Genomic DNA, 19151 nt, shown 5'->3' on the forward strand with positions numbered 1-19151 from the left:
CAAGACGCTGCTGGCGACCAACGAGCGCAGCGAGCAGCTGGTCGAGGGCCTGCTGCTGCTCGCCCGCAGCGAGAACAAGATCGTGGACAAGAAGCCGGTGGATCTGGCCGAGGTCGCCTCGCAGGCTCTCGACCAGGCCCGCGCCGAGGCCCAGGCCAAGGGCGTGGAGATCCGCGGCGTACGGCAGCAGGCGTTCGTCCAGGGCAATGGCGTCCTCCTGGAGCGCATCGCGCTCAACCTTGTACAGAACGCGGTCCGCTACAACAGGCCCGATGACGGCTGGATAGAGCTCACCACCGAGCCGCAGCAGGACTATGCGGTACTGGTCGTCACCAACACCGGCCCGGCGGTCCCGGCGTACGAGGTGGAGAACCTCTTCGAGCCCTTCCGTCGCCTCCGTACGGAGCGCACCGGCAGCGACAAGGGCGTCGGCCTCGGCCTGACCATCGTGCGCGCGGCAGTACGGGCCCACGACGGCACCACCACCGCCCATCCCCGCGAGGGCGGCGGCCTGGTCATACGGGTCGTGCTGCCACGCGACAAGACCGCGAACGAGCAAGCAGCCCAGGACAAAACCAGCATCACCGCACACACCGACACTCCGCCGGGTGCCCCGGCCCCTAGCTGAAGCCGTCCACACTTACGGCAATATCGCCCCAGGGAAAACTGGGGGCGCCTCGGCAGTCGAATTCCCCCGGGCCCATCCGGCTGTCTCCCTCACGGGTACGGCCAACCCTTGCCGTGTGCCGGCGCGATGATCGCCGCGAACCCCGCCATAAACAGTTAACCGCAGTTCTGTTGATTTCCTCCTCGACCACCAGTCTTGTCATGCACGGGACCCGCCGCCCAGAGTTCTCCTGCGAATGCGGACCGGTTTCCCCGCAACCGGTCCGCATTCATGCGCCAGTAGTCGTTGCGTGCGGTGAGCGAAGTCGAGTCCATCCTGAATACGGCGCCGGGCGCGTTGCAAAGCCTTCGCGCGCTACACGGTCAGCACGTCGTACAGGCCACGCGTGACGGCGTACGGCACCTGACCGCGCACCACCAGCTGGACGACTCCGACACCCCATCCGTGCAGGTGACCGTCCACTGCCGGCGCCTGAACGCCCTGCGATTCCACCACGAACTGGGCTCCGCGGTCTTCGACATCGGCTTCGGGAGAGCCCTCACCCGAGGCGACACGGCGATCATCAACTACACGCTCGACGTCGGCCCCCGCTGGAAGCCATCGGAACATCATGAGCGTGCTCTGCCGTTGAGCGTGCAGCAATATCTGCTGCACGTCCACTTCCATCCACGGCGCATTCCGGCAGCCGCGTACGGCTACTACCGGCAGAACACCGAAGCCGCCCGCATCGACATACGGCCTCTCAGCCCGGACGTTTCGCACAGTGTCCACATCCTGCCTGCATCCTGCCTGCGCGATGCGGGCCGGGCGTTCACGGAATTCTCTGGAAGGGCCGACGAGGGGCGGATGCGGAGCAGTCGGGGAAGCGCGTTCCGCGCTCCTCGTAACCGATCTGCTCCCCGTCCTCAGTCGGCCAAGGCGCGGCGCAGCACCGCCCCGATTTCGGCGATCTGCCGTTGTGAGACCTCGGCGGACAAAATGGCCTGTGAGCCGTGGAAGGTCCCGGACCATTGGTGCAGCTCGACCGGGACCCTGGCCTGGAGCAGACGCAGCCCGTAGGTGATGTCCTCGTCGCGGTTGGGGCACAGCTCCGCGGTGGCGATGTAGGCGGGCGGCAGGCCGGACAGGTCGGTGGCCCGGGCGGGGGCGGCGTACGGTGTGGCCGGCGCGGAGCCCAGGTAGTGCCGCCACATGGCCGTGACCTTGCTGCGGTTCATCCAGGGCGTGTCGGTGAAGTTGCGCTGCGACCAGGTCTCCTGCCGGTCGTCGAGTACGGGCTGGCTGAGCAGCTGGTAGCAGAGCGGTGGTCCCTGCTGGTCGCGGGCCCGCAGGGCCACCGCGGCCGCGAGCCCGCCGCCGGCGCTGTGCCCGCCGACCGCGATCCGGTCCGGGCTGATGCCCAGCTCGGCCGCGTGCTCGGTCGTCCAAGCCAGTACGGCGGATGCGTCGTCCAGGGCGGCCGGGAAGGGGTTCTCGGGGGCCAGGCGGTAGCCCACCGAGATCACCATCGCGCCGGAGAGGCCGGCGAGCCGGGTGGCCCACGGGTGCTCGGTGTTCAGGTCGCCCATGACGAATCCGCCGCCGTGCAGCCACACGAGGGCGCCCCGCGCTTCGTTCGGGCGGTAGATACGTACCGGTACGTCCGGGTCGGCGGGCACCGTACGGTCCTCGATGACCAGCCCTGTGGTGTCCGGCGGCGGCAGCTTGGCCGCCAGGTCGGCGAAGTCCTTGCGGGCGGCGACCGGGTCGTTCAGGTCGGCCAGCGGGAACAGCGGCAAAAACGCTTCGAGTTCGGGATCCATGCCGTTCATCCTGGCGGCTGCCGTCCCCGGACACGTCCGCCAACTGTCGCGCATCCCACCCCGGTCCCGCACCGATCGGCGCGCTCCTGTCCTTCTATGCTCCTGCCATGGAGGCACTGGCCGTACGGCTGTCAGGACTGGATGCGTACGTCGACGGCGCGATGCGCGTCATCACGTTCTACGACACGCTGATGCGCCGGCGGGTGGATCTTCCCGCGCTGGCCCGGGCCTCGGCGGGCCTGGCCGAATGCGTGGCTGCGATCTGCCTGCACGGCACGGGGCGCGCGATCCGCTTCGCGCCCGACGGCCGGCCGGCGTCCGCCCCGCCGCGGCCCGCCTCCACCACCGTGCCGATCACCCTCGACGACGAGGAGATCGGCACGGTGTGGCTGGAGCGTTCCGGCCCGCCCAACCCGCTCGACGAAGTGCTCCTGGAGCGGCTCGCGCTGGCCGCCGCGGCCGCCGCGGAGCGTTACGGCCCGGCCCGCACCACCATGGCCGACCCCGCCCTCGTCGAACTGGCCATCAGCCCCGACAGCGACGAGGCCGCGCGGGCCCGGGCGCTGCGGCTGCTGGGGTTCGCCGCCGGCCTGCCGGTCCACGTCGTCGCCGTACGCACCCGGCTCCCGCTCGACCGGATCGGCGCGCTGATCTGCCCGGCCCGCCCCGTCAAGGCGGCGCCCCTCGCCGATGTGGGCGTCCTCCTGGCCACCACCATGGACCGGACCCGCTTCCCGGTCGGCGTCCACGCGGGCATCGGCACCGCCGACAGCCCGCACCGCTCCTGGCAGCAAGCCCGTACCGCCCTGCGCTTCACCACCCCGCGCCGTCCGGTCCTCCACCACACCGACCTGGGCGCCGTGGCCCTCCTCGCCGAGGTGCCCCAGGACGCCGTACGCGACAACGCCGACGTGGCCGCGATCGCCCGCCTCGCCACCCACCCCGAAGACCTCGAAACCCTCGACGCCTACTGCGCCACCGGCTCCCTGCGCCGGGCCGCCGACCTGCTCCACCGCCACCACAGCAGCGTCTCCCGCCGCCTCGCACAGATCTCGGACACTCTGGACATCGACCTCACCGACCCCGTGGGACTGACCCGGGCTACCTTCGCCCTCACGGCGTGGCGGCTGCTCGACAGCTGAGGACGGTGGGCCGCCGCTGCGGCCGCCGTCGGGCCCTCGCCGCGCCGACCCCCTCGCCGCCAGTGCCGGCTCAGGCCGTACGCATACACCGTACGAATCCACATACGCCGTACGAGCCCACCCCACCCCACCCCACCCCCTCTCGACCCGTGTCGCTTGACCTTGTCGCAGCGACAACGCTTCTACTGCTGTCATGCGCATCGGAGAGCTCGCCGGAACTGCCGGCATCACCACCCGCGCCGTGCGGCACTACCACCGCATCGGGCTGCTGCCCGAGCCGCCGCGGCAGCCCAACGGATACCGCGAGTACTCGCTGCGCGACGCCGCTGAGCTGGCCCGTATCCGGCGGCTCACCGAGCTCGGCCTGAGCCTGGACGAGGTGAAGGACGCGCTGGCGGACGACGCGGGCAAGGACCTGGTTGAGATCCTCGCCGAGCTGGACGCCGACCTGGCCCGCCAGGAGGAGGCCATCCGGCAGCGCCGCGCCCGCCTGCACCAGCTGCTCCAGCAGGCCGCGCAGTCCGGGCGGCTGCCCGCGGAGGCCCCCGTGTCGCCCGAGCTCACGGCCCTCTTCGACGACATGGCCCGCGCCTCGGCGGGGCTGCCCGGACCGGAACCGGCGATGGCCGCCCAGGAGCGGCAGCTCCTCGCCCTGCTGGAAACCGGCTCACCGGGCGGCGACCGCGGCTGGCTGGACGCCCTGGTACACAGCCTCACCGCCGACCCGGAGGCCATGCGGCGCGCCTACGCCGTCTACGCCCGGCTGGACGAGCTGGCCGAGGCCGCCGAGGACGACCCCCGGGTGGAGGAGACCGCCCGGGCCATCGCCGACAGCGTCCCGGACGAGGCGGCACAGGCGATGACCCTCCGGGACCCCGGCGATGCCGGCGAGCACGGCGGATTCGCGGACGCCTTCTTCGCGGACTTCGCCCCCGCCCAGGCCGCGGCCGTGCACCGTGCCGTCGAACTGCTGCGGGAGCGTGCCGGGTGAGGGTGCTGCAAAGGGCCGTGCGCTGGGGTTTCGCCGCACTCCTGCCCGTTGAACTGGTCCTGGTCCTGTGCGTGGCCGGCGGGGTACGGATACCCTCGGACGCCCGGCTGGCGGTGGAGCTTGCCGTGCTCGTGCTCATGATCACGGCGGCCGTACTGCTCGCCCTCGACCACCGCCGGCACCGCCGGGACGGTCTCGACCACCGTCCCGCCTTCGCCGCCGCGATCGCCGACACCGTCCCGGCGGCCGTACGCAAGCTGACGGCCCACGAGCTCTTCCTCTCCACCAGCTTCCTGCGCTGGGTGACCCGCCGCGGCCCGCACGGCGTACGCGACGGCGACCTGCCCGTCCCGTACGCCCCCGGCCAGGTGGCGGTCACCTACGGCTTCCTCTTCGTCTGCATCGTCGAGACCGTGGGCCTCGCCTACCTGATCCCCTGGCCGGCGGTGCACGCCGTCACCCTTGCCCTCGACATCTGGGGCTGCTACTTCATGATCGCCCTGCACGCCTCCTGCGTGGTGCGCCCGCACGTGATCGCGCCCGACGGCTCACTACGCCTGCGCTACGGCGCCCTGCTGGACATCCGCATCCCGGCCGACCGCATAGCCTCCGTACGCCTCGACCGGCAGTACCCGAGCGGCAAGCTGGCCGCCGTGAACGACAACGGCATCGCCGACATGGCCGTAGCCGGCCAGACGACGATCACCGTAGAACTCACCGAGCCCGTCCGTTACATACGAGCCCTGGGCAAACCCACCGAGGCCCACACGTTCCGCTTCTACGCCGACGACCCTGCGCCGGCCGTGGCGGCGCTGAGGGCGGGCTGCTCGGCGGGCGGAACCTCCGACGCCGAGTCGGCGCACCGTAGCCGTGCCCCTGGCCGGTGAACAGCATCCCCTCGATCAGGTCTGCGCAGCACGCCCCGAGACCTCCGCCGCTCGCGGATCCCGGATGAGCCGTACGGTGAGGCACGCAGCCGCGAGGAACCCCAAGGCGCCGCTGGTCACCGCGGTGTGCAGGCCGCCGACGAGATCGCCCGCCACCAGTGTGCCGAAGGCGGCGACGCCGATGGCGCCGCCCGTCTGGCGCGCCGCGTTGAAGGCCGCGGAGGCGGCGCCACCGTGTCCGGCAGGAGCCGACTCCATTGCGGCTGTGGTGGCGGCCGGCATGGTGAAAGCGGTCCCGAACCCCACTGCGGCCATCGGGGCGATCAGAGCCGGGTATGGAGTGCCGGGGCCGGCGAGGAGCCAGCCGAGCAAGCCCGCCGCTCCGACGGCCAGGCCGGTCACCATGGGCAAGCGTGGGCCGGTGCATGCGGTGATGCGGCCGGCCAGTGCGGACGCCAGAGCGACGACGCCCACGATGGGCAGGAGAGCGACCCCGGTCCGCAGAACGCCGTAGTGGTGCAGCCGCTGGAAGTAGAGCGGAGCGAGGAACAACAGGCCGTAGAAACCGATGTTGAGCAGTACACCGATGATCACCGAGGCCGTGAAGTCGGGGATACGGAAGAGGGACAGCGGCAGCATGGGCGCGCGGGAGCGCCGCTCCAGCAGGAGGAAGGCCACGCAGCCGGTGAGGAAGACCGCGAAGGCACCGAGAACGGCGGGGTGTGTCCAGTGCAGTGCCCCTGCCTCGATGAGTCCGCTGGTCAGACCGGTCAGTGCCGCTGCCATCGCCAACTGTGCCGGGACGTCCAGCCCGGACCGACGGCTGGCCACAGCCGTGGACGGGACGTACCGCGCGGTCAAGGCGATCGCCGCCACCCCGACGGGGACGTTGACCAGAAACACCGATCGCCAGCCGGCCCCGGAGGCGAGAAGACCACCGAGAACGGGACCGGCACCGGCGGCGAGGCCGGAGACCGTGCCCCATACGCCGAACGCACGGGCGCGTGCCGCTTTGTTCGAATAGGCGGCCTTCAGCAGCGACAGAGACGCTGGAACCATCAGCGCGGCTCCGGCCCCCTGTGCCAGCCGGGCGAGGACCAGGCCCGGCGCAGTGGGCGTGAGACCGCAGCCGGCGGATGCGCATGTGAACACCACGAGTCCGGCCAGAAACACCGGCTTGGCGCCGATTCTGTCACCGAGCCCGCCGCAGAAGAGCAGCAGCCCGGCGAACACCAGGCTGTAGCCGTCCACCACCCATTGCAGTCCGGTCACCGAAGCGTGCAAGGCGGCGCCGATGGCCGGGGCCGTCACGGAAACCACCGTGACGTCGAGAATGACCATGAAGTAACCCAGGCAGACGGCCACGAGCGGCAGTTTTGTCCCACGGCCGCCGCTGACGGCCCGTTCCACGGATGCATCGGTGATCGTCATGCCGCCAGTGTGGAGCTGGAACACTGCGACGCCGGGCGAAACGTCCTCGGCATACGCTTCGGGCATGACGACCGCCCGGACCGAAACCGATGTGGCCCATGTCGCGGCAGCGATCGGCGACCCCTCCCGCGCCAAGGCGCTGCTGGCCCTCGCCGGCGGCACAGCCCTCCCCGCGAGCGCGCTCGCCGCCGAAGCCGGAGTCAGCAACTCCACCATGAGCAGCCACCTGGCCAGACTCCGCGAAGCCAAGCTGGTGACCGTCGAACTCGACGGTCGGCACCGCTACTACCGGCTCGCGACCACGGACGTCTCCCGCGCCCTCGAACAACTTGCGCGCATCGCCCGCCCCCTGCCACCACGCTCCTTGAGCGCGGACACCCGGGCCCGGGCGTTGCTGCGCGCCCGGCTGTGCTACGACCACCTGGCCGGGCGCCTCGGCGTCGCGGTGATGGACGCCTTACAGGCGCGCGGCATTCTGCTCGCAGAGACCACGGAGCCCACGGATCTCTCAGAACGTACGGGAACCGCAGAGAGCCCGGAGCGCCCTCCAACAAGTGACGCCGCCACCAACACCGTCTACCTCCTCACCTCCCAGGGCCGGCAGGAGCTCGGCAGCTTCGGCGTGGACCTGGACCGTCTGCCACGTCGCCGCGCCTCCGTCCGGTACTGCATCGACTGGTCCGAACAGCGCCCCCACCTCGCCGGAGCGCTCGGTACCGCGCTGGCCGCCCGGATGTTCGCCTTGAACTGGCTCCGCCGTGGCAAGTACCGCCGCGTCCTCCACCTCACCGACATCGGCCGGGAGGGGCTGGAGTCGACATTCGGAGTACCGGTCGCTCAGGCCCTGTGACGGTGGGCAGTGTTCCTCCCCACTGTCAGCATCACCCGCCCACCCAGCCCTCAGCAGCCACCCGCCTCAGCCGGGCCATGACCGTCTGTGCTGCCGGGCTGGTCCAGCGGCTGCGGTGGCGGAGCATGAGAATGGGGACTTCGGGGAAATTACGGAGCGTGCGGAGTCGGCCGGAAGCCAGGTCGGCGGCGACGCTGACCACCGGCAGCAGGGCGAGACCGAGGCCGGCCTCGACGCAGGCGCGTACGGCCTCGATGCTGCCGAATCGGGTGATGCGCGGAGGCTCGCCGGGTGTGGCGAGCAACTGGTGGGCGAAGTCGTCGCTATAGGAGCAGCCCTCTTCGAGCAGAAAGAAAGTCTGTTCCTTCAGTTCGCCCAACTCGCCCAACTCGCTTGGGTGGTGGGGCGATGCCTGGGCCTCAACCAATGGATGGCCGGGCGCCGCGACGAGCGCCAACGGCTCGTGGCCGATGACCTCCGTCTCCAAATGCGGTATGTCCGTGCGGGATTCGAGGAGCAGGGAGACATCGACACGCCCCGCTTTCAGCTGCTCCGATGCCTCCGACGGAGTTCCCACAGCCCGCATATGAATCTCGACGGTGGGCAAGTCCCGGCTCAATGCGGCCACCGCGAGCGGCAGGCGGTAGGCGCACAGGGATTCGCTGGCGCCGAGGGTGACATTGCCCTCGATCGGGGCGGCGGTGTGCGCCTCGTGGTGGAGGCGGTCCTCGGCGTCCAGTACGTGTTGGGCCCGCTCAAGGAGACGGGCTCCGGTGTCGGTGAGTACGGCTCCGGAGGGCAGGCGGTCGAAGAGCCGTACGCGCAGGTCCTTTTCCAGGGCGCGGATCTGCACGGTGACGGTCGACTGGGCCAGGTGGAGTTCCGCAGCGGCGGCGGTGAAACTTCCGGTGCGGGCCAGGGTGGTGAAGGTGCGCAGCAGGCGGGTGTCCAAGGAATGCTTCCCGTCTCTTCCATGCCTCTTCCGTCCGGCCTCCGTTCATGGAGGCGCTCGGCGCCCTTCGGGCAAGACCATAGAAGATACCGATGGCAGCTCTCACAAGCAATCATTGGACGCGATAGGGGGCGGTTGGGATGCTGAGGGCATGGAGATTCTGCGTTACAGCGCTTTCACCGACCGGCCCGATGGGGGCAACCCCGCGGGAGTGGTCCTCGACGCTCAGGGACTTGACGAGGCGGACATGCTCCGTATCGCGAAGGAGGTGGGGTTTTCCGAGACGGCTTTCGTCACCGCTACGGAGGCCCCCGACAGGGCTCACACTTCCGACCGTACTCACACCCCTGACGACACCCACACTCCCAACCGCACCCACCGCGTCCGCTACTTCAGCCCCCGCGCGGAGGTCGACTTCTGCGGTCACGCCACCGTCGCCACCGCCGTCGCCCTCGCCGAACGCGGCACACCCGGAGCGCTGGCTTTTCAGACCAACGCCGGACGGGTCGACGTCATGACCGAAATGGCCGAAGCGGACGGGCACGGACTTCGCGCAACGCTCACCAGCGTCCCCACCTCCTCGGAGCCGGTCGCACCTCAGCACCTCGCCTCCGCTCTCGAAGCGCTGCGCTGGTCCGAGGACGATCTGGACCCCGCCTTTCCGGCCCATGTGGCTTTCGCCGGTAACCACCATTTGATACTGGCAGCCGCTTCCCGCGAACGCCTGGCTGAACTCGATTACGACTTCGAGGCGCTGGAAGCGCTTTCACGTGACCAGAGCTGGACCACCGTTCACCTTTTCCACCGGCAGACCGACACCCTCTTCCACGCACGCGATCCCTTCCCCCTCGGCGGAGTTGTCGAAGATCCGGCGACCGGTGCGGCGGCCGCGGCTTTCGGCGGCTACCTGCGTGCGATCGGATGGGAAGCGGTCGGCACCCCCATAACGGTGCTGCAGGGTTACGACATGGGCCGGCCGAGCCTGCTCACCGTCACCACCGACGCGTCCGACCCGCGCGTGAGCGTGAGCGGCCAGGCCGTCGTACTCACCTGACCGGGTGCTCAGGTGGCGGCCCGCGAGCCAGGCCCACCACGCGCATGGTGGGTCCCGCCGGTCCGACGGCGGGACCCACAGCGCGAGCGACTGTCCGATGGCTACGGGACTACCTGACTACGGGAGCCCGCTGTCGATGGCCTTCATCAAGGTGCCCGTCGGGGTGTCACCGGACATCTCCCAGACCATGGCGCCCAGAAGCCCCTTGGATTTGACCCAGTCCGTCTTCTTCCCGATCGACCACGTATCGTCGAACGACCACCATTGACCGCCCGCCCCGGTGTACCCGTACGTCGAGATGGACTGCTCATCGTGGTGGATGGTCATGTTGGGCACGTTGGCCAGCAGGTTCTGGTAGCCCCGGATGCCCGCCTCCTCCGGGAACTGGCCCGGGGCCGCGCCGTCCGCCGACTGCCACTCGCCGTGCACCCCGCCGTCCGCGACGGTCTTCCAGCCGCGCCCGTAGAACGGGAAGCCGATGGTCAGCTTGCGCGGACTGACCTTCGCGTCCAGGTACGTCCTGACGGCGCGCTCGACGCTGAAGTCGAAGGTGTACGGGTCCTGGGCGTCGCGGTACAGGTTGGCCTGGTGGCCGGTGCGCTTGGGCTCCCAGGAATTGTCGCTGCCCGAGCCGTGGAAGTCGTAGCCCTGGACGTTGGCGTAGTCCAGCGACTCGAAGATCGTGGACAGGTCCCAGCCCTGCTGGATCTTGACCGGGTCGGCAGGGGTGAACGCGGTCAGCAGCTTGTGCTCGCCGCCCAGCGCGTCGAGCTGCCGGCGGAACTCTTTGATCAGCAGCGCGAGGTTGGCCTTGTCGGCCGGGCTGTAGTGGTTGCCCGGGTGGCCCTCGGCGCCCGGCCACTCCCAGTCCAGATCGATCCCGTCGAAGACGCCCGCGCCCGTTCCGGGACCGCCCGCGCCGTTGTAGGCGGGCAGATTGCCCTTGATCCACACATCGACGCAGGAGGCGACGAACTTCTTGCGGGAGGCGTCGGTGGCCGCCGCGTCGGAGAAGAACTTCGAGTACGTCCAGCCGCCGAGCGACATCACCACCTTCAGGTGCGGGTGTTTGGCCTTGAGCTTCTTGAGCTGATTGAAGTTGCCGCGCAGCTTGCCCCAGCCGTCGTCCGCCACCCCGTCCACCGACTGCGCGGCGGGGAAGGCACGCCCGTAGTCGGCGTCCGCGTCGCCCGCCCCCGTGCCCTCGTCCGGGTCCTGCGGATTGCCCGAGGTGCCCTTGGTCACCCCGGCCAGGCAGGTGAGGTTGACGGGGTCGATATTGGCGAAGGCGTAGTTGATGACGTCGAGTTTCGCGGCGGCACCCGAGGTGTCCAGGTTCTTGACGAAGTACTGGCGCCCGTAGATGCCCCACTGTGCGAAATAGCCCACCTTCAGGTACTTGCCGGGACCGGCCACGTCGTCCGTCGTGACGGTCAGGGCGTTGGACGCGGGCGAGGCGTTCTCGGCGGCGTCGCGCGCCTTTACGGAGAAGGTGTACGCGGTGGCGGGCGTCAGACCGCCGACCGTGGCACTGGTGGTGCTGCCGGGAACCGTGGTGGCCAGCTCGGCGCCCCGGTACACGTCGTACGCGACCACGCCGACGTTGTCGGTGGCCTTGTCCCAGGCCAGGGAGACGCTGGAGGAGGTGGTCGCGGTGCTGCGCAGACCACCGGGCGCGGACGGCGGTACGGGATCGCTCGCCGGGTCCACGGTGCTCGCGGTCACCGGCGCACTCGGCGGCCCCGCGTTGCCGCGCCGGTCCTTGGCCCGGACGGTGAACGTATAGCGGGTGGCCGGGATCAGACCGGTGACGGTTGCGCTGGTACCGGTGGAGGTGGCGACCGTACGGCCCTCTCTGAGCACCTCGTACGAGGTGACCGGGTAGTCGCCCTGGGATGCGGCCGGCCAGCTCAGCGAGACGCTGCGCGCGGTGGTGGCGGTGACCTCGGGGCTACCGGGCGCGGACGGCGGTACGTCAGGGGAGCCGTCGCACTTGTCCCCGTTGACGGTGCAGGCGGTCGGCGTACCGACGGGCCCGCTCGCGATGAACCAGTAACTGAACGGATCGGTACTGCCGCCGGCCGGAACGGTCGCGTTGTAGTGCGCGTTCTTGACCGTTACGTGGCGGCCGTTGACGGTGGCGTCGCCGTTGTAGTGCCCGCTGATGGTCACACCGGCCGGCAGGTCGAATTCCAGGGTCCAGCCGGTGACGGCGGCGGAACCGCCGTTGCGGACGACGTAAGTGCCCTTCCACCAGGAGCCGTTCTCCTGAGCGGTGAAGGCCGCGGTGAGCGTTCCCGCCGCCTGGGCGGGGGCTGCCGGGCCGGTCAGCATGGCGGCCACGGCCAGGATCAATGTGCTGAGCAGGGCCGCGGCTCTGCTACGGAATCTGCGCCGGTCTTTCATGAGCACCCCTGTGAGTGTGAGTGGTACAGGGTGTGAGAACCGAAGTGCGCATCCCCGGCCGCGCGCCAGGGTGGCGGGTGTGGCGCCGGGTGCCGTATGGCAGTCGCACGATAAAAGGTCTGGACCAAGGCGTCAACGGGCCGGGCGCGAGAGGCAGTTGAGGGTATGGAGGTGTGGCGGCGGCGGGCGTATCGACCGTGCGGACGGCGGTGTCTCGGCAGGGGCCCCTAGCAGTGTCTCAGCGGGTACGCGGCCCGATCGCGCCAGCGTGCTCCGTCCCAGACGATGAGGTTGATCGCCTGTACCCGGCAGCTCAGCGGCAGCCGGGGCTCCAGTTCGGCCTCCAGTGCGTCGTAAGCGGCGTCCTGGGTAGCGGGACCTTCGCTGTTCGCGACCGTCAGATGCGGGGCGAGTCCGGCGCCGAATATCCCCCGATAAGGCACCGCCTCCGGCCACCGCCGGGTGAGATCTTTGGTCAGCGCGGTCACGGGGTCGTGCGGCCACGGATCGAGGTAGAGCACGCCGGGATAGCGGCGAAAGCTGTCGAAGGTGAGCGTGAAAGCGTCATGCCCGGCGAAGAGAGTGGTCAATTCGCGGTCGGTGACGGCATCGATGCGACTCTCGTGCACGAACGGGTACAGCACGGTCACGTGGGCAGGGAACCCGGCCCGGACCAGGGGATCGGCTTCGGGGACCTTGATGGTGAATGCGGTGTCGCCTGGGAGATCGGGCCATCCTGCGGGCGCGTCCTCTCCTTCGTTCGCGTCCTCGACCTCGCCTTCGGCGGCGTCCTCGTGTGCTTCGTCTGCGTACATCTGCGCCATGATCGCATCGGCGGGGGATGGGGCGGACATTGGCGCCCGGCGGCCCGGCTGTCGGTGCTCGCCCGCCGTACGGTCGTCCGGCTCACGCGCGGCGCGGATCAGGTCATGTTTCGCGGGCGACCCGTTCCATACTGAGGCTGATTGGCGCGCGCAGGAGCGGGCGCAGTTCGACAGGGCGGCTGCCGCTGTCCGTGGTGGCCTGTTCCGGTGGCCGGGAACCGTAGACTCCGATCAATGGGAATAGTTCTTGCGATTTTGTATGTACTGATCGGGGTGCTCGTGCTGTTCGACATCGGCGGGTTCATCACCCGGCGATGTGAACGGGTGCAGAGCAAGGCGGCCGAGCGGCACCGCGAGATGATGGCGCGCTACGGGCACTTGCAGGCGACCTACGTGGCGGGTCCGCTCGCCCAGCCGGCCGTTCTTCGTGCATTGGGGCTTCCTCTGATCGCCCTGGGCGGGCTGCTCCTGTTGTTGCGCTTGGGCTGACGTACGACGGGCGGGCGCTGTCGGCACGTCGGCCTCCGCCTCCCGGAATCACCGCCGCTGCGCAGCTCAGCGGTCTCTTCACGGCGTTGGCGGGATCCCGTTGACACGTGTCACTTCAGCCACTGGGAGGCGCGGTCGGCAGCCGGTTACGTTCGGGGCGTACCCGGCGCAGACCGGAATTCTCCGTAGCGAAGGATCGCTCCATGCATGCCCAATTCGTCTTGTTCGACGGCTTCGATCCGCTCGATGTCATCGCCCCTTACGAGGTGCTGAGCGCCGGCGGCGCGGCCTCCTCGGGCGCGGTGAGTGTGGAGCTGGTCTCCGCCGAGGGGCCGCGCGAGGTGGTCAGCGGCACCGGTGGGCTGGCGCTCCGCGCCACGGCCGCCCTCGACCCCGGGCACCCCGGCCTGATCGTGATCCCCGGCGCGGCGGGCCGCATCGGAGATCCCGGCGAGATCCCTCACCATGACGCGGGGGCCGGGCAGGCGCCGCAGGGCGACACCATCCCCGTACTGCTGGGCCGCACCCTGACCACCGAGCTGCCCGCACTGCTGCGGGCCGCGATGGAGAATCCCGACGTGACGGTCAGTACCGTGTGCGGGGGCTCACTCGTCCTGGCCATGGCCGGTCTGCTGGAGGGGCGCTGTGCCACCACCCATCACATGGGTCTGGACATGCTCGACGCCACCGGCGCCCACGCGGTGAGCGCTCGTGTCGTGGACGACGGCGACCTCGTCACCGGTGCCGGCGTCACCTCCGGACTCGACCTGGGTCTGTACCTGCTGGAGCGGGAGGTGGGTCCCCGTATCGCCCATGCGGTCGAAGAACTCTTCGCCTATGAGCGCCGCGGCACCGTCTGGCGGAACAAGGGCCCGGAACCCGCCCGCTTTTGACCTACGCCCCGTTCCCTTTTCTCCCTTTGCACTGCCCATTCGCATCACTCGACACCGTTAGGAAGAACAGCACCATGTCCGTTGAAGGCACCTGGGATCTGTCCGTGTCCACACCCATCGGCAAGATCAAGGCCGTAGCCGAATTCCGGCGCGAGGACGGTGTTCTCGTCGGGACCGCGCACGGGGCGGGAGAGGAAATACCGCTCAGTGAAGTCATCCTCGACGGCGACCGGCTCACGTGGAAGCAGTCCATCACCAAGCCCATGCGGCTGAGCCTGGCCTTCGCCGTGGCAGTCGACGGCGACACCCTGACAGGGACATCCAAGGCGGGACGCCTCCCGGCCTCGAAGGTCACCGGTGAGCGTCGCGCCGTTCCGGCGGGTACGGAGAACTGAGATCGGGACAGTGGCCGTTGTCGGCGTACGGCAGCTGTGATGCGGTTCGCTCGGCCGTCGTTCCTGGCCGCAGGCCCGGGCCTCCTCACGTTGCGGTAGGGGCCGGGGGAGTGGCCATACGGCCGCGGCCCGGCCACATCCCCGCCACTGCCCGGCCCGCCGATGTTCACGCGCGACGCCACAACGCCCCTCTCGGCCCTCTGGTCCAACCCGGTGACCGCGAGCAACACAGCACACCGACGTCCCGAAGGGCCACTTCCGTATGCGCACCCACCGCACCGTCGCTGCTACCGCATCCCTCGCCCTCACTCTCGTCCTCGGCTCAGCCGTCCTTACGGCACCGACCGCCCAGGCAGCCTCACAGGCCGCCACGGCCACCGTCGTCCACCAGACCGGCGTGCTCTCGTACAAGGCCGCTCCCGGTCAGCAGAACAAGCTGACGGTCGACGAAGAGATCGAGCGCCGCGGCGAGTTCGAGTCGTACTACGTCCTTACCTTCCACGACCTGTACGACATCGCCATCGACGCGAGCGCGGCCGACGCGGACGAGTGCACGTACCCCACGCCGGGGGACCGTACCGCCGTACGCTGCGCGGTCAAGATCCCGGAGAACTCCGACGACTCGGACACCTACGGCATCGACCTCGGCGACCAGGACGACACCGTGACGCTCGAACCGGACAGCAGCGCCTGGGCCCGGGTTCACGGCGGCAAGGGCGATGACGTGCTCAGCGGGTCCCCGGGCGCCATGCTGCACGGGGACGACGGTGACGACCGCATCGACGGCGGCAGTGGACCGTTCGGCTTCGGCTCCTACGGCGGTCCGGGGAACGACACCCTCACCCACTGCGGGCAGGATTGCTACGGCGGCGCCGGCAACGACTCCCTGACCGGTACTGATGAGGGGAACACCCTGCACGGCGACGACGGCAACGACGTCCTGCACGGCAGGGGCGGCGCCGACGTCCTCTACGGCGGCAAGGGCAACGACCGCCTGTACGGCGAGGCCGGTGACGACACGCTCTGGGGCAACAGCGGTGACGACGTCCTGTGGGGCGGCCCGGGTACGGACAAGCTCTCCGGGGGCCCCGGACGCAATGAGGTACATCAGGACTGAGCGTGGAGCCGGGCCGGGTCGGTACGAAGCCGGGACTGAGCCCTGGCCTCGGCCGACCCGGCCGCCATTCAGCCGCTGATCCTTATCGGCCTATCCGTCGTCCCCGGCAGGCCGCGACGCTGCTGTGGGAGTGGCGGATACGCGGGTGAGATGGAAGTAGAAATCCGCCGGAGCGCCCTTCTTGGCCATCACGCCCAGCAGCACATCGTCGGTGAGCCGCCGGAAGTGGTCGATGATGGGCAACTGGTCATAGACCATCGCCGTGGACTGCTTACCGCGGTAAACGACCTCGTGCAGCGTCGCGAGGCCCATCTCCTCGTACGAGTACACGGCACCGCTCTCGTCGCGGCACAGCAGCGGTTCCACGTGATCGGCGTCGAGGAACCGCTTGCCGTACCACCGCATCTTCGCCAGCAGTACGGCGTTCTCGCTGGTCCGCTCGAACCCGCCGCCTCGCCAGGTGCCGGTGAGGACGCCGAGGTCGACCGGTTCGAGGCGGTCGAAGAGTTCCGCCAGTTTCGCGTTGGCGTACTCCCCGCCGGACGCGATGGTGTCCAGTACTGCTCGTATCTCTTGCGCTTCCTGCACTTCCGGTGCTCCCTGCAATTTGTGTACCTCCTGCTCGGTACTCATGGACGGGACTCCCTCGGATCGGACGGACAGGATGCCCGATGCCGCCGCCGAGCTCCTGCTGCCCGACCGCCCGACCGCCCGACCGCCCGGGCATCCGAATCTCACCCCCGCCCCTCGTTGCATGAGCATGCGGAATGGCGCATACTCTTCCTATGTCCAAGGTCCTCACCTCCCTCCCCGCCGGCGAGCGCGTCGGCATCGCCTTCTCCGGTGGTCTCGACACCTCCGTCGCGGTCGCGTGGATGCGCGACAAGGGTGCCGTCCCGTGCACCTACACCGCCGACATCGGCCAGTACGACGAGCCGGACATCGCTTCCGTGCCCGGCCGCGCGAAAACCTACGGTGCCGAGGTCGCGCGCCTGGTCGACTGCCGTGCCGCGCTGGTCGAGGAGGGCCTGGCCGCGCTCGCCTGCGGGGCGTTCCACATCCGCTCGGGCGGACGCGCGTACTTCAACACCACGCCGCTCGGCCGCGCCGTCACGGGCACGCTCCTCGTCCGGGCGATGCTGGAGGACGACGTACAGATCTGGGGCGACGGCTCGACCTTCAAGGGCAACGACATCGAGAGGTTCTACCGGTACGGGCTGCTCGCCAACCCGAACCTGCGGATCTACAAGCCCTGGCTGGACGCGGATTTCGTGACCGAGCTGGGCGGCCGCAAGGAGATGTCGGAGTGGCTGCTCGCCCACGACCTGCCCTACCGCGACAGTACGGAGAAGGCGTACTCCACCGACGCCAACATCTGGGGCGCCACCCACGAGGCCAAGACGCTGGAGCACCTGGACACCGGCGTGGAGACCGTGGAGCCGATCATGGGCGTACGGTTCTGGGACCCCTCGGTCGAGATCCCGGCCGAGGACGTGACGATCGGCTTCGAACAGGGCCGCCCGGTGACGATCAACGGCAAGGAGTTCGCCACCGCCGTCGACCTGGTCATGGAGGCGAACGCCGTCGGCGGCCGGCACGGCATGGGCATGTCGGACCAGATCGAGAACCGGATCATCGAGGCGAAGAGCCGGGGCATCTACGAGGCGCCCGGCATGGCGCTGCTGCACGCGGCGTACGAGCGGCTGGTCAACGCGATCCACAACGAGGACACCCTCGCCCAGTACCACACCGAGGGACGGCGCCTCGGACGGCTGATGTACGAGGGCCGCTGGCTCGACCCGCAGGCGCTGATGGTGCGCGAATCGCTGCAGCGCTGGGTCGGCGCGGCCGTGACCGGCGAGGTGACGCTGCGCCTGCGGCGCGGTGAGGACTATTCGATCCTCGACACCACCGGCCCGGCGTTCAGCTACCACCCCGACAAGCTGTCCATGGAGCGCACCGAGGACTCGGCGTTCGGCCCGGTGGACCGGATCGGCCAGCTCACCATGCGCAACCTCGACATCGCCGACTCGCGCGCCAAGCTTGAGCAGTACGCCGGCCTCGGCCTGATCGGCACCACGAGCCCCGCCATCGGCGCCGCCCAGGCCGCGGCGACCGGCCTGATCGGCAGCATGCCGGAGGGCGGCGCCGAGGCCATCGCCTCCCGGGGCGAGGTTTCGGCCGACGACGAGCTGCTGGACCGGGCCGCGATGGAGTCGGGGACGGACTGATCGGTGCGGTCCGACGGCCGTCGGTCGGGGCCCTCGGCGTCCGGCTCCGGCCTCCGGTCGACGGGTACTCGTACCCCAGGGTGGAGGGGCGCCTCGCTCGGCAAGGCGGCGGCGCCCCGGCCTCGTGAGCCTCGTAAGGCCGACTGGCTCGTAGGACCGGCAGCCCTGTGAGGCCGACGGCCTCGTAAGGCCGACAGTTTCGTAAGACCGACGGTGCACGCGGCGCCCGGCCCGAAACCGGGCCGGGCGCCGTGCCGTCGAGCCGACCGGCACGCGCGCTCAGCCCCGGCCGTAGGCCCGTTCCACCGCGGTGGTCACCTCCTCGGCGGGCGTTCGTACCGCGCACCGGCCGCCGAGTTCGACCAGGCCGTCACCGGCGGGCGAGGTGTGTATGACCGAGCCCCGACCGTGCAGGACCCGCAGCGGGCGCCCGTGCTGGAGGGTGAGCAGCATCGACGCGCTGCCGCAGGCTTCGTCCTCGCCCTTCCCGATCCGCGGGGCCCACAGCCGCGCGCGGACCTCACCGGCGTCCTCGTCCGTCCAGGCCCAGACCTGAGTGAAATCCTCCCCGTCCGGCAGCTCGGTCAGCGCGTCGATCTCCGCGGCGGACGACATCCGCAGATGGCGCCACGGCTTGGACCAGGTGGCGGGCGCGGTCAGCCGGCAGATTCCCTCCGCGTCGCGCCGGCAGGCCACCGGTCCGGCCTCCGGGACGATCTCCTCGACGGTGTGCCCCAGGTGGTGGAGGACTTCGAGCGTGCCGAGCACGGGGTGGCCGCCGAACCGGATCGGCAAGCCGTACGAGCCGTGGATGGCGATCGACGCACGCCGCGCGGGCGGGGAGCGGACGAAGGCGACCGCGGGGATGCCGAGCCGGTCGGCCAGCTCCTGCCGCCGGTCCTGGGGGAGCCCGCCGCCCTTCGGTTCGATCACCACGAGTACGGGATTCCCGAACTCTCCGTTGTCGTCGACGAAAGCGTGGGCGAGCAGGCAGTCCACCATGGCCGTCTCCTTGTGCGTCGGTGGGATCGTGCAGTTCTGTCGTTGAGAACGCGCGCG

General features: G+C 69.9%; 19 protein-coding genes. 11 read left to right on the top strand and 8 right to left on the bottom strand.

The window, feature by feature from the left end; genetic code table 11:
• Positions 1–628, top strand: a 628-nt coding sequence (locus ADK86_RS03470; protein ID WP_199834343.1) for a sensor histidine kinase, incomplete at its 5' end; no start/stop codon positions are given.
• A 354-nt stretch (positions 629–982) separates the two neighbouring features.
• Here ADK86_RS03470 and ADK86_RS03475 read toward each other — a convergent pair.
• Entirely contained in the window at positions 983–1282 is a 300-nt protein-coding gene (locus tag ADK86_RS03475; protein ID WP_159393766.1) for a hypothetical protein, read from the bottom strand.
• A gap of 251 nt (positions 1283–1533) precedes the next feature.
• Positions 1534–2430 carry an alpha/beta hydrolase gene (locus ADK86_RS03480; protein ID WP_053695220.1) on the bottom strand — a complete coding sequence of 299 codons (897 nt, stop codon included), beginning with the start codon at positions 2428–2430 and terminating at the stop codon, positions 1534–1536.
• Between the two features lie 107 nt (positions 2431–2537).
• On the opposite strand from ADK86_RS03480, the gene ADK86_RS03485 reads away from it, so the two are divergent.
• The 3 genes from ADK86_RS03485 to ADK86_RS03495 all read left to right on the top strand — a co-directional run bounded on the left by ADK86_RS03485 (position 2538) and on the right by ADK86_RS03495 (position 5450).
• A complete protein-coding gene (locus tag ADK86_RS03485; RefSeq protein WP_053695221.1) occupies positions 2538–3572 on the top strand; it encodes a PucR family transcriptional regulator in 1035 nt (344 codons plus the stop codon).
• A gap of 193 nt (positions 3573–3765) precedes the next feature.
• Positions 3766–4563, top strand: a complete 798-nt coding sequence (locus tag ADK86_RS03490) for a MerR family transcriptional regulator (RefSeq protein ID WP_053695222.1) — start codon at positions 3766–3768, stop codon at positions 4561–4563.
• Positions 4560–5450: a hypothetical protein gene (locus ADK86_RS03495; protein ID WP_053695223.1), complete on the top strand. Its 891-nt coding sequence runs from the start codon at positions 4560–4562 to the stop codon at positions 5448–5450. Before ADK86_RS03490 ends, ADK86_RS03495 begins: the two co-directional genes overlap by 4 nt.
• A 15-nt stretch (positions 5451–5465) precedes the next feature.
• Here the strand turns inward: ADK86_RS03495 and ADK86_RS03500 are convergent, their stop codons facing one another.
• Positions 5466–6881 carry a DHA2 family efflux MFS transporter permease subunit gene (locus ADK86_RS03500; RefSeq protein WP_053695246.1) on the bottom strand — a complete coding sequence of 472 codons (1416 nt, stop codon included), beginning with the start codon at positions 6879–6881 and terminating at the stop codon, positions 5466–5468.
• 64 nt (positions 6882–6945) lie between these two features.
• On the opposite strand from ADK86_RS03500, the gene ADK86_RS03505 reads away from it, so the two are divergent.
• Positions 6946–7731 (top strand): ArsR/SmtB family transcription factor, encoded by a 786-nt coding sequence (locus ADK86_RS03505; protein WP_053695224.1) that lies wholly within the window; start codon positions 6946–6948, stop codon positions 7729–7731.
• A 31-nt stretch (positions 7732–7762) separates the two neighbouring features.
• Here ADK86_RS03505 and ADK86_RS03510 read toward each other — a convergent pair whose 3' ends face one another.
• Positions 7763–8683, bottom strand: a complete 921-nt coding sequence (locus ADK86_RS03510) for a LysR family transcriptional regulator (protein ID WP_053695225.1) — start codon at positions 8681–8683, stop codon at positions 7763–7765.
• 151 nt (positions 8684–8834) lie between these two features.
• Between ADK86_RS03510 and ADK86_RS03515 the strand changes: the two genes are divergently transcribed.
• A complete protein-coding gene (locus tag ADK86_RS03515) occupies positions 8835–9737 on the top strand; it encodes a PhzF family phenazine biosynthesis protein (protein ID WP_053695226.1) in 903 nt (300 codons plus the stop codon).
• Between the two features lie 117 nt (positions 9738–9854).
• Here ADK86_RS03515 and ADK86_RS03520 read toward each other — a convergent pair whose 3' ends face one another.
• Positions 9855–12143 carry a glycosyl hydrolase family 18 protein gene (locus ADK86_RS03520; protein WP_053695227.1) on the bottom strand — a complete coding sequence of 763 codons (2289 nt, stop codon included), beginning with the start codon at positions 12141–12143 and terminating at the stop codon, positions 9855–9857.
• A 227-nt stretch (positions 12144–12370) separates the two neighbouring features.
• Complete coding sequence (locus ADK86_RS03525; protein ID WP_053695228.1) at positions 12371–12967, bottom strand: 2'-5' RNA ligase family protein; 597 nt, start codon at positions 12965–12967, stop codon at positions 12371–12373.
• A 234-nt stretch (positions 12968–13201) separates the two neighbouring features.
• Between ADK86_RS03525 and ADK86_RS03530 the strand changes: the two genes are divergently transcribed.
• The 4 genes from ADK86_RS03530 (at position 13202) to ADK86_RS03545 (ending at position 15861) form a co-directional block, all read left to right on the top strand.
• Positions 13202–13456: a hypothetical protein gene (locus ADK86_RS03530; protein ID WP_053695229.1), complete on the top strand. Its 255-nt coding sequence runs from the start codon at positions 13202–13204 to the stop codon at positions 13454–13456.
• Between the two features lie 203 nt (positions 13457–13659).
• Entirely contained in the window at positions 13660–14349 is a 690-nt protein-coding gene (locus ADK86_RS03535) for a DJ-1/PfpI family protein (RefSeq protein WP_053695230.1), read from the top strand.
• A 74-nt stretch (positions 14350–14423) separates the two neighbouring features.
• Positions 14424–14744 carry a hypothetical protein gene (locus ADK86_RS03540; RefSeq protein WP_053695231.1) on the top strand — a complete coding sequence of 107 codons (321 nt, stop codon included), beginning with the start codon at positions 14424–14426 and terminating at the stop codon, positions 14742–14744.
• 262 nt (positions 14745–15006) lie between these two features.
• Complete coding sequence (locus ADK86_RS03545; protein WP_053695232.1) at positions 15007–15861, top strand: calcium-binding protein; 855 nt, start codon at positions 15007–15009, stop codon at positions 15859–15861.
• A gap of 90 nt (positions 15862–15951) precedes the next feature.
• Here the strand turns inward: ADK86_RS03545 and ADK86_RS03550 are convergent, their stop codons facing one another.
• Positions 15952–16449: a DUF4334 domain-containing protein gene (locus tag ADK86_RS03550; RefSeq protein WP_234345676.1), complete on the bottom strand. Its 498-nt coding sequence runs from the start codon at positions 16447–16449 to the stop codon at positions 15952–15954.
• Positions 16450–16646: 197 nt separating this feature from the next.
• Between ADK86_RS03550 and argG the strand changes: the two genes are divergently transcribed.
• Positions 16647–18092, top strand: a complete 1446-nt coding sequence (gene argG, locus ADK86_RS03555) for an argininosuccinate synthase (protein ID WP_053695234.1) — start codon at positions 16647–16649, stop codon at positions 18090–18092.
• Between the two features lie 279 nt (positions 18093–18371).
• On the opposite strand, the gene ADK86_RS03560 is transcribed toward argG, so the two are convergent.
• Positions 18372–19094, bottom strand: coding sequence for a PhzF family phenazine biosynthesis protein (locus tag ADK86_RS03560; RefSeq protein WP_053695235.1), 723 nt, complete (start codon positions 19092–19094; stop codon positions 18372–18374).
• Positions 19095–19151: the final 57 nt, after the last annotated feature.

This window comes from Streptomyces sp. NRRL F-5755 (assembly GCF_001279365.1).
GTDB classification, from domain to species: domain Bacteria; phylum Actinomycetota; class Actinomycetes; order Streptomycetales; family Streptomycetaceae; genus Streptomyces; species Streptomyces rimosus.

Coding starts and splice junctions, on each gene's coding strand:
- ADK86_RS03525 (WP_053695228.1), bottom strand. CDS start 12,967: ATGGCGCAGATGTACGCAGACGAAGCACACGAGGACGCCGCCGAAGGC.
- ADK86_RS03535 (WP_053695230.1), top strand. CDS start 13,660: ATGCATGCCCAATTCGTCTTGTTCGACGGCTTCGATCCGCTCGATGTC.
- ADK86_RS03545 (WP_053695232.1), top strand. CDS start 15,007: ATGCGCACCCACCGCACCGTCGCTGCTACCGCATCCCTCGCCCTCACT.
- ADK86_RS03505 (WP_053695224.1), top strand. CDS start 6,946: ATGACGACCGCCCGGACCGAAACCGATGTGGCCCATGTCGCGGCAGCG.
- ADK86_RS03530 (WP_053695229.1), top strand. CDS start 13,202: ATGGGAATAGTTCTTGCGATTTTGTATGTACTGATCGGGGTGCTCGTG.
- ADK86_RS03540 (WP_053695231.1), top strand. CDS start 14,424: ATGTCCGTTGAAGGCACCTGGGATCTGTCCGTGTCCACACCCATCGGC.
- ADK86_RS03500 (WP_053695246.1), bottom strand. CDS start 6,881: ATGACGATCACCGATGCATCCGTGGAACGGGCCGTCAGCGGCGGCCGT.
- ADK86_RS03480 (WP_053695220.1), bottom strand. CDS start 2,430: ATGGATCCCGAACTCGAAGCGTTTTTGCCGCTGTTCCCGCTGGCCGAC.
- ADK86_RS03490 (WP_053695222.1), top strand. CDS start 3,766: ATGCGCATCGGAGAGCTCGCCGGAACTGCCGGCATCACCACCCGCGCC.
- ADK86_RS03515 (WP_053695226.1), top strand. CDS start 8,835: ATGGAGATTCTGCGTTACAGCGCTTTCACCGACCGGCCCGATGGGGGC.
- ADK86_RS03485 (WP_053695221.1), top strand. CDS start 2,538: ATGGAGGCACTGGCCGTACGGCTGTCAGGACTGGATGCGTACGTCGAC.
- ADK86_RS03520 (WP_053695227.1), bottom strand. CDS start 12,143: ATGAAAGACCGGCGCAGATTCCGTAGCAGAGCCGCGGCCCTGCTCAGC.
- argG (WP_053695234.1), top strand. CDS start 16,647: ATGTCCAAGGTCCTCACCTCCCTCCCCGCCGGCGAGCGCGTCGGCATC.
- ADK86_RS03560 (WP_053695235.1), bottom strand. CDS start 19,094: ATGGTGGACTGCCTGCTCGCCCACGCTTTCGTCGACGACAACGGAGAG.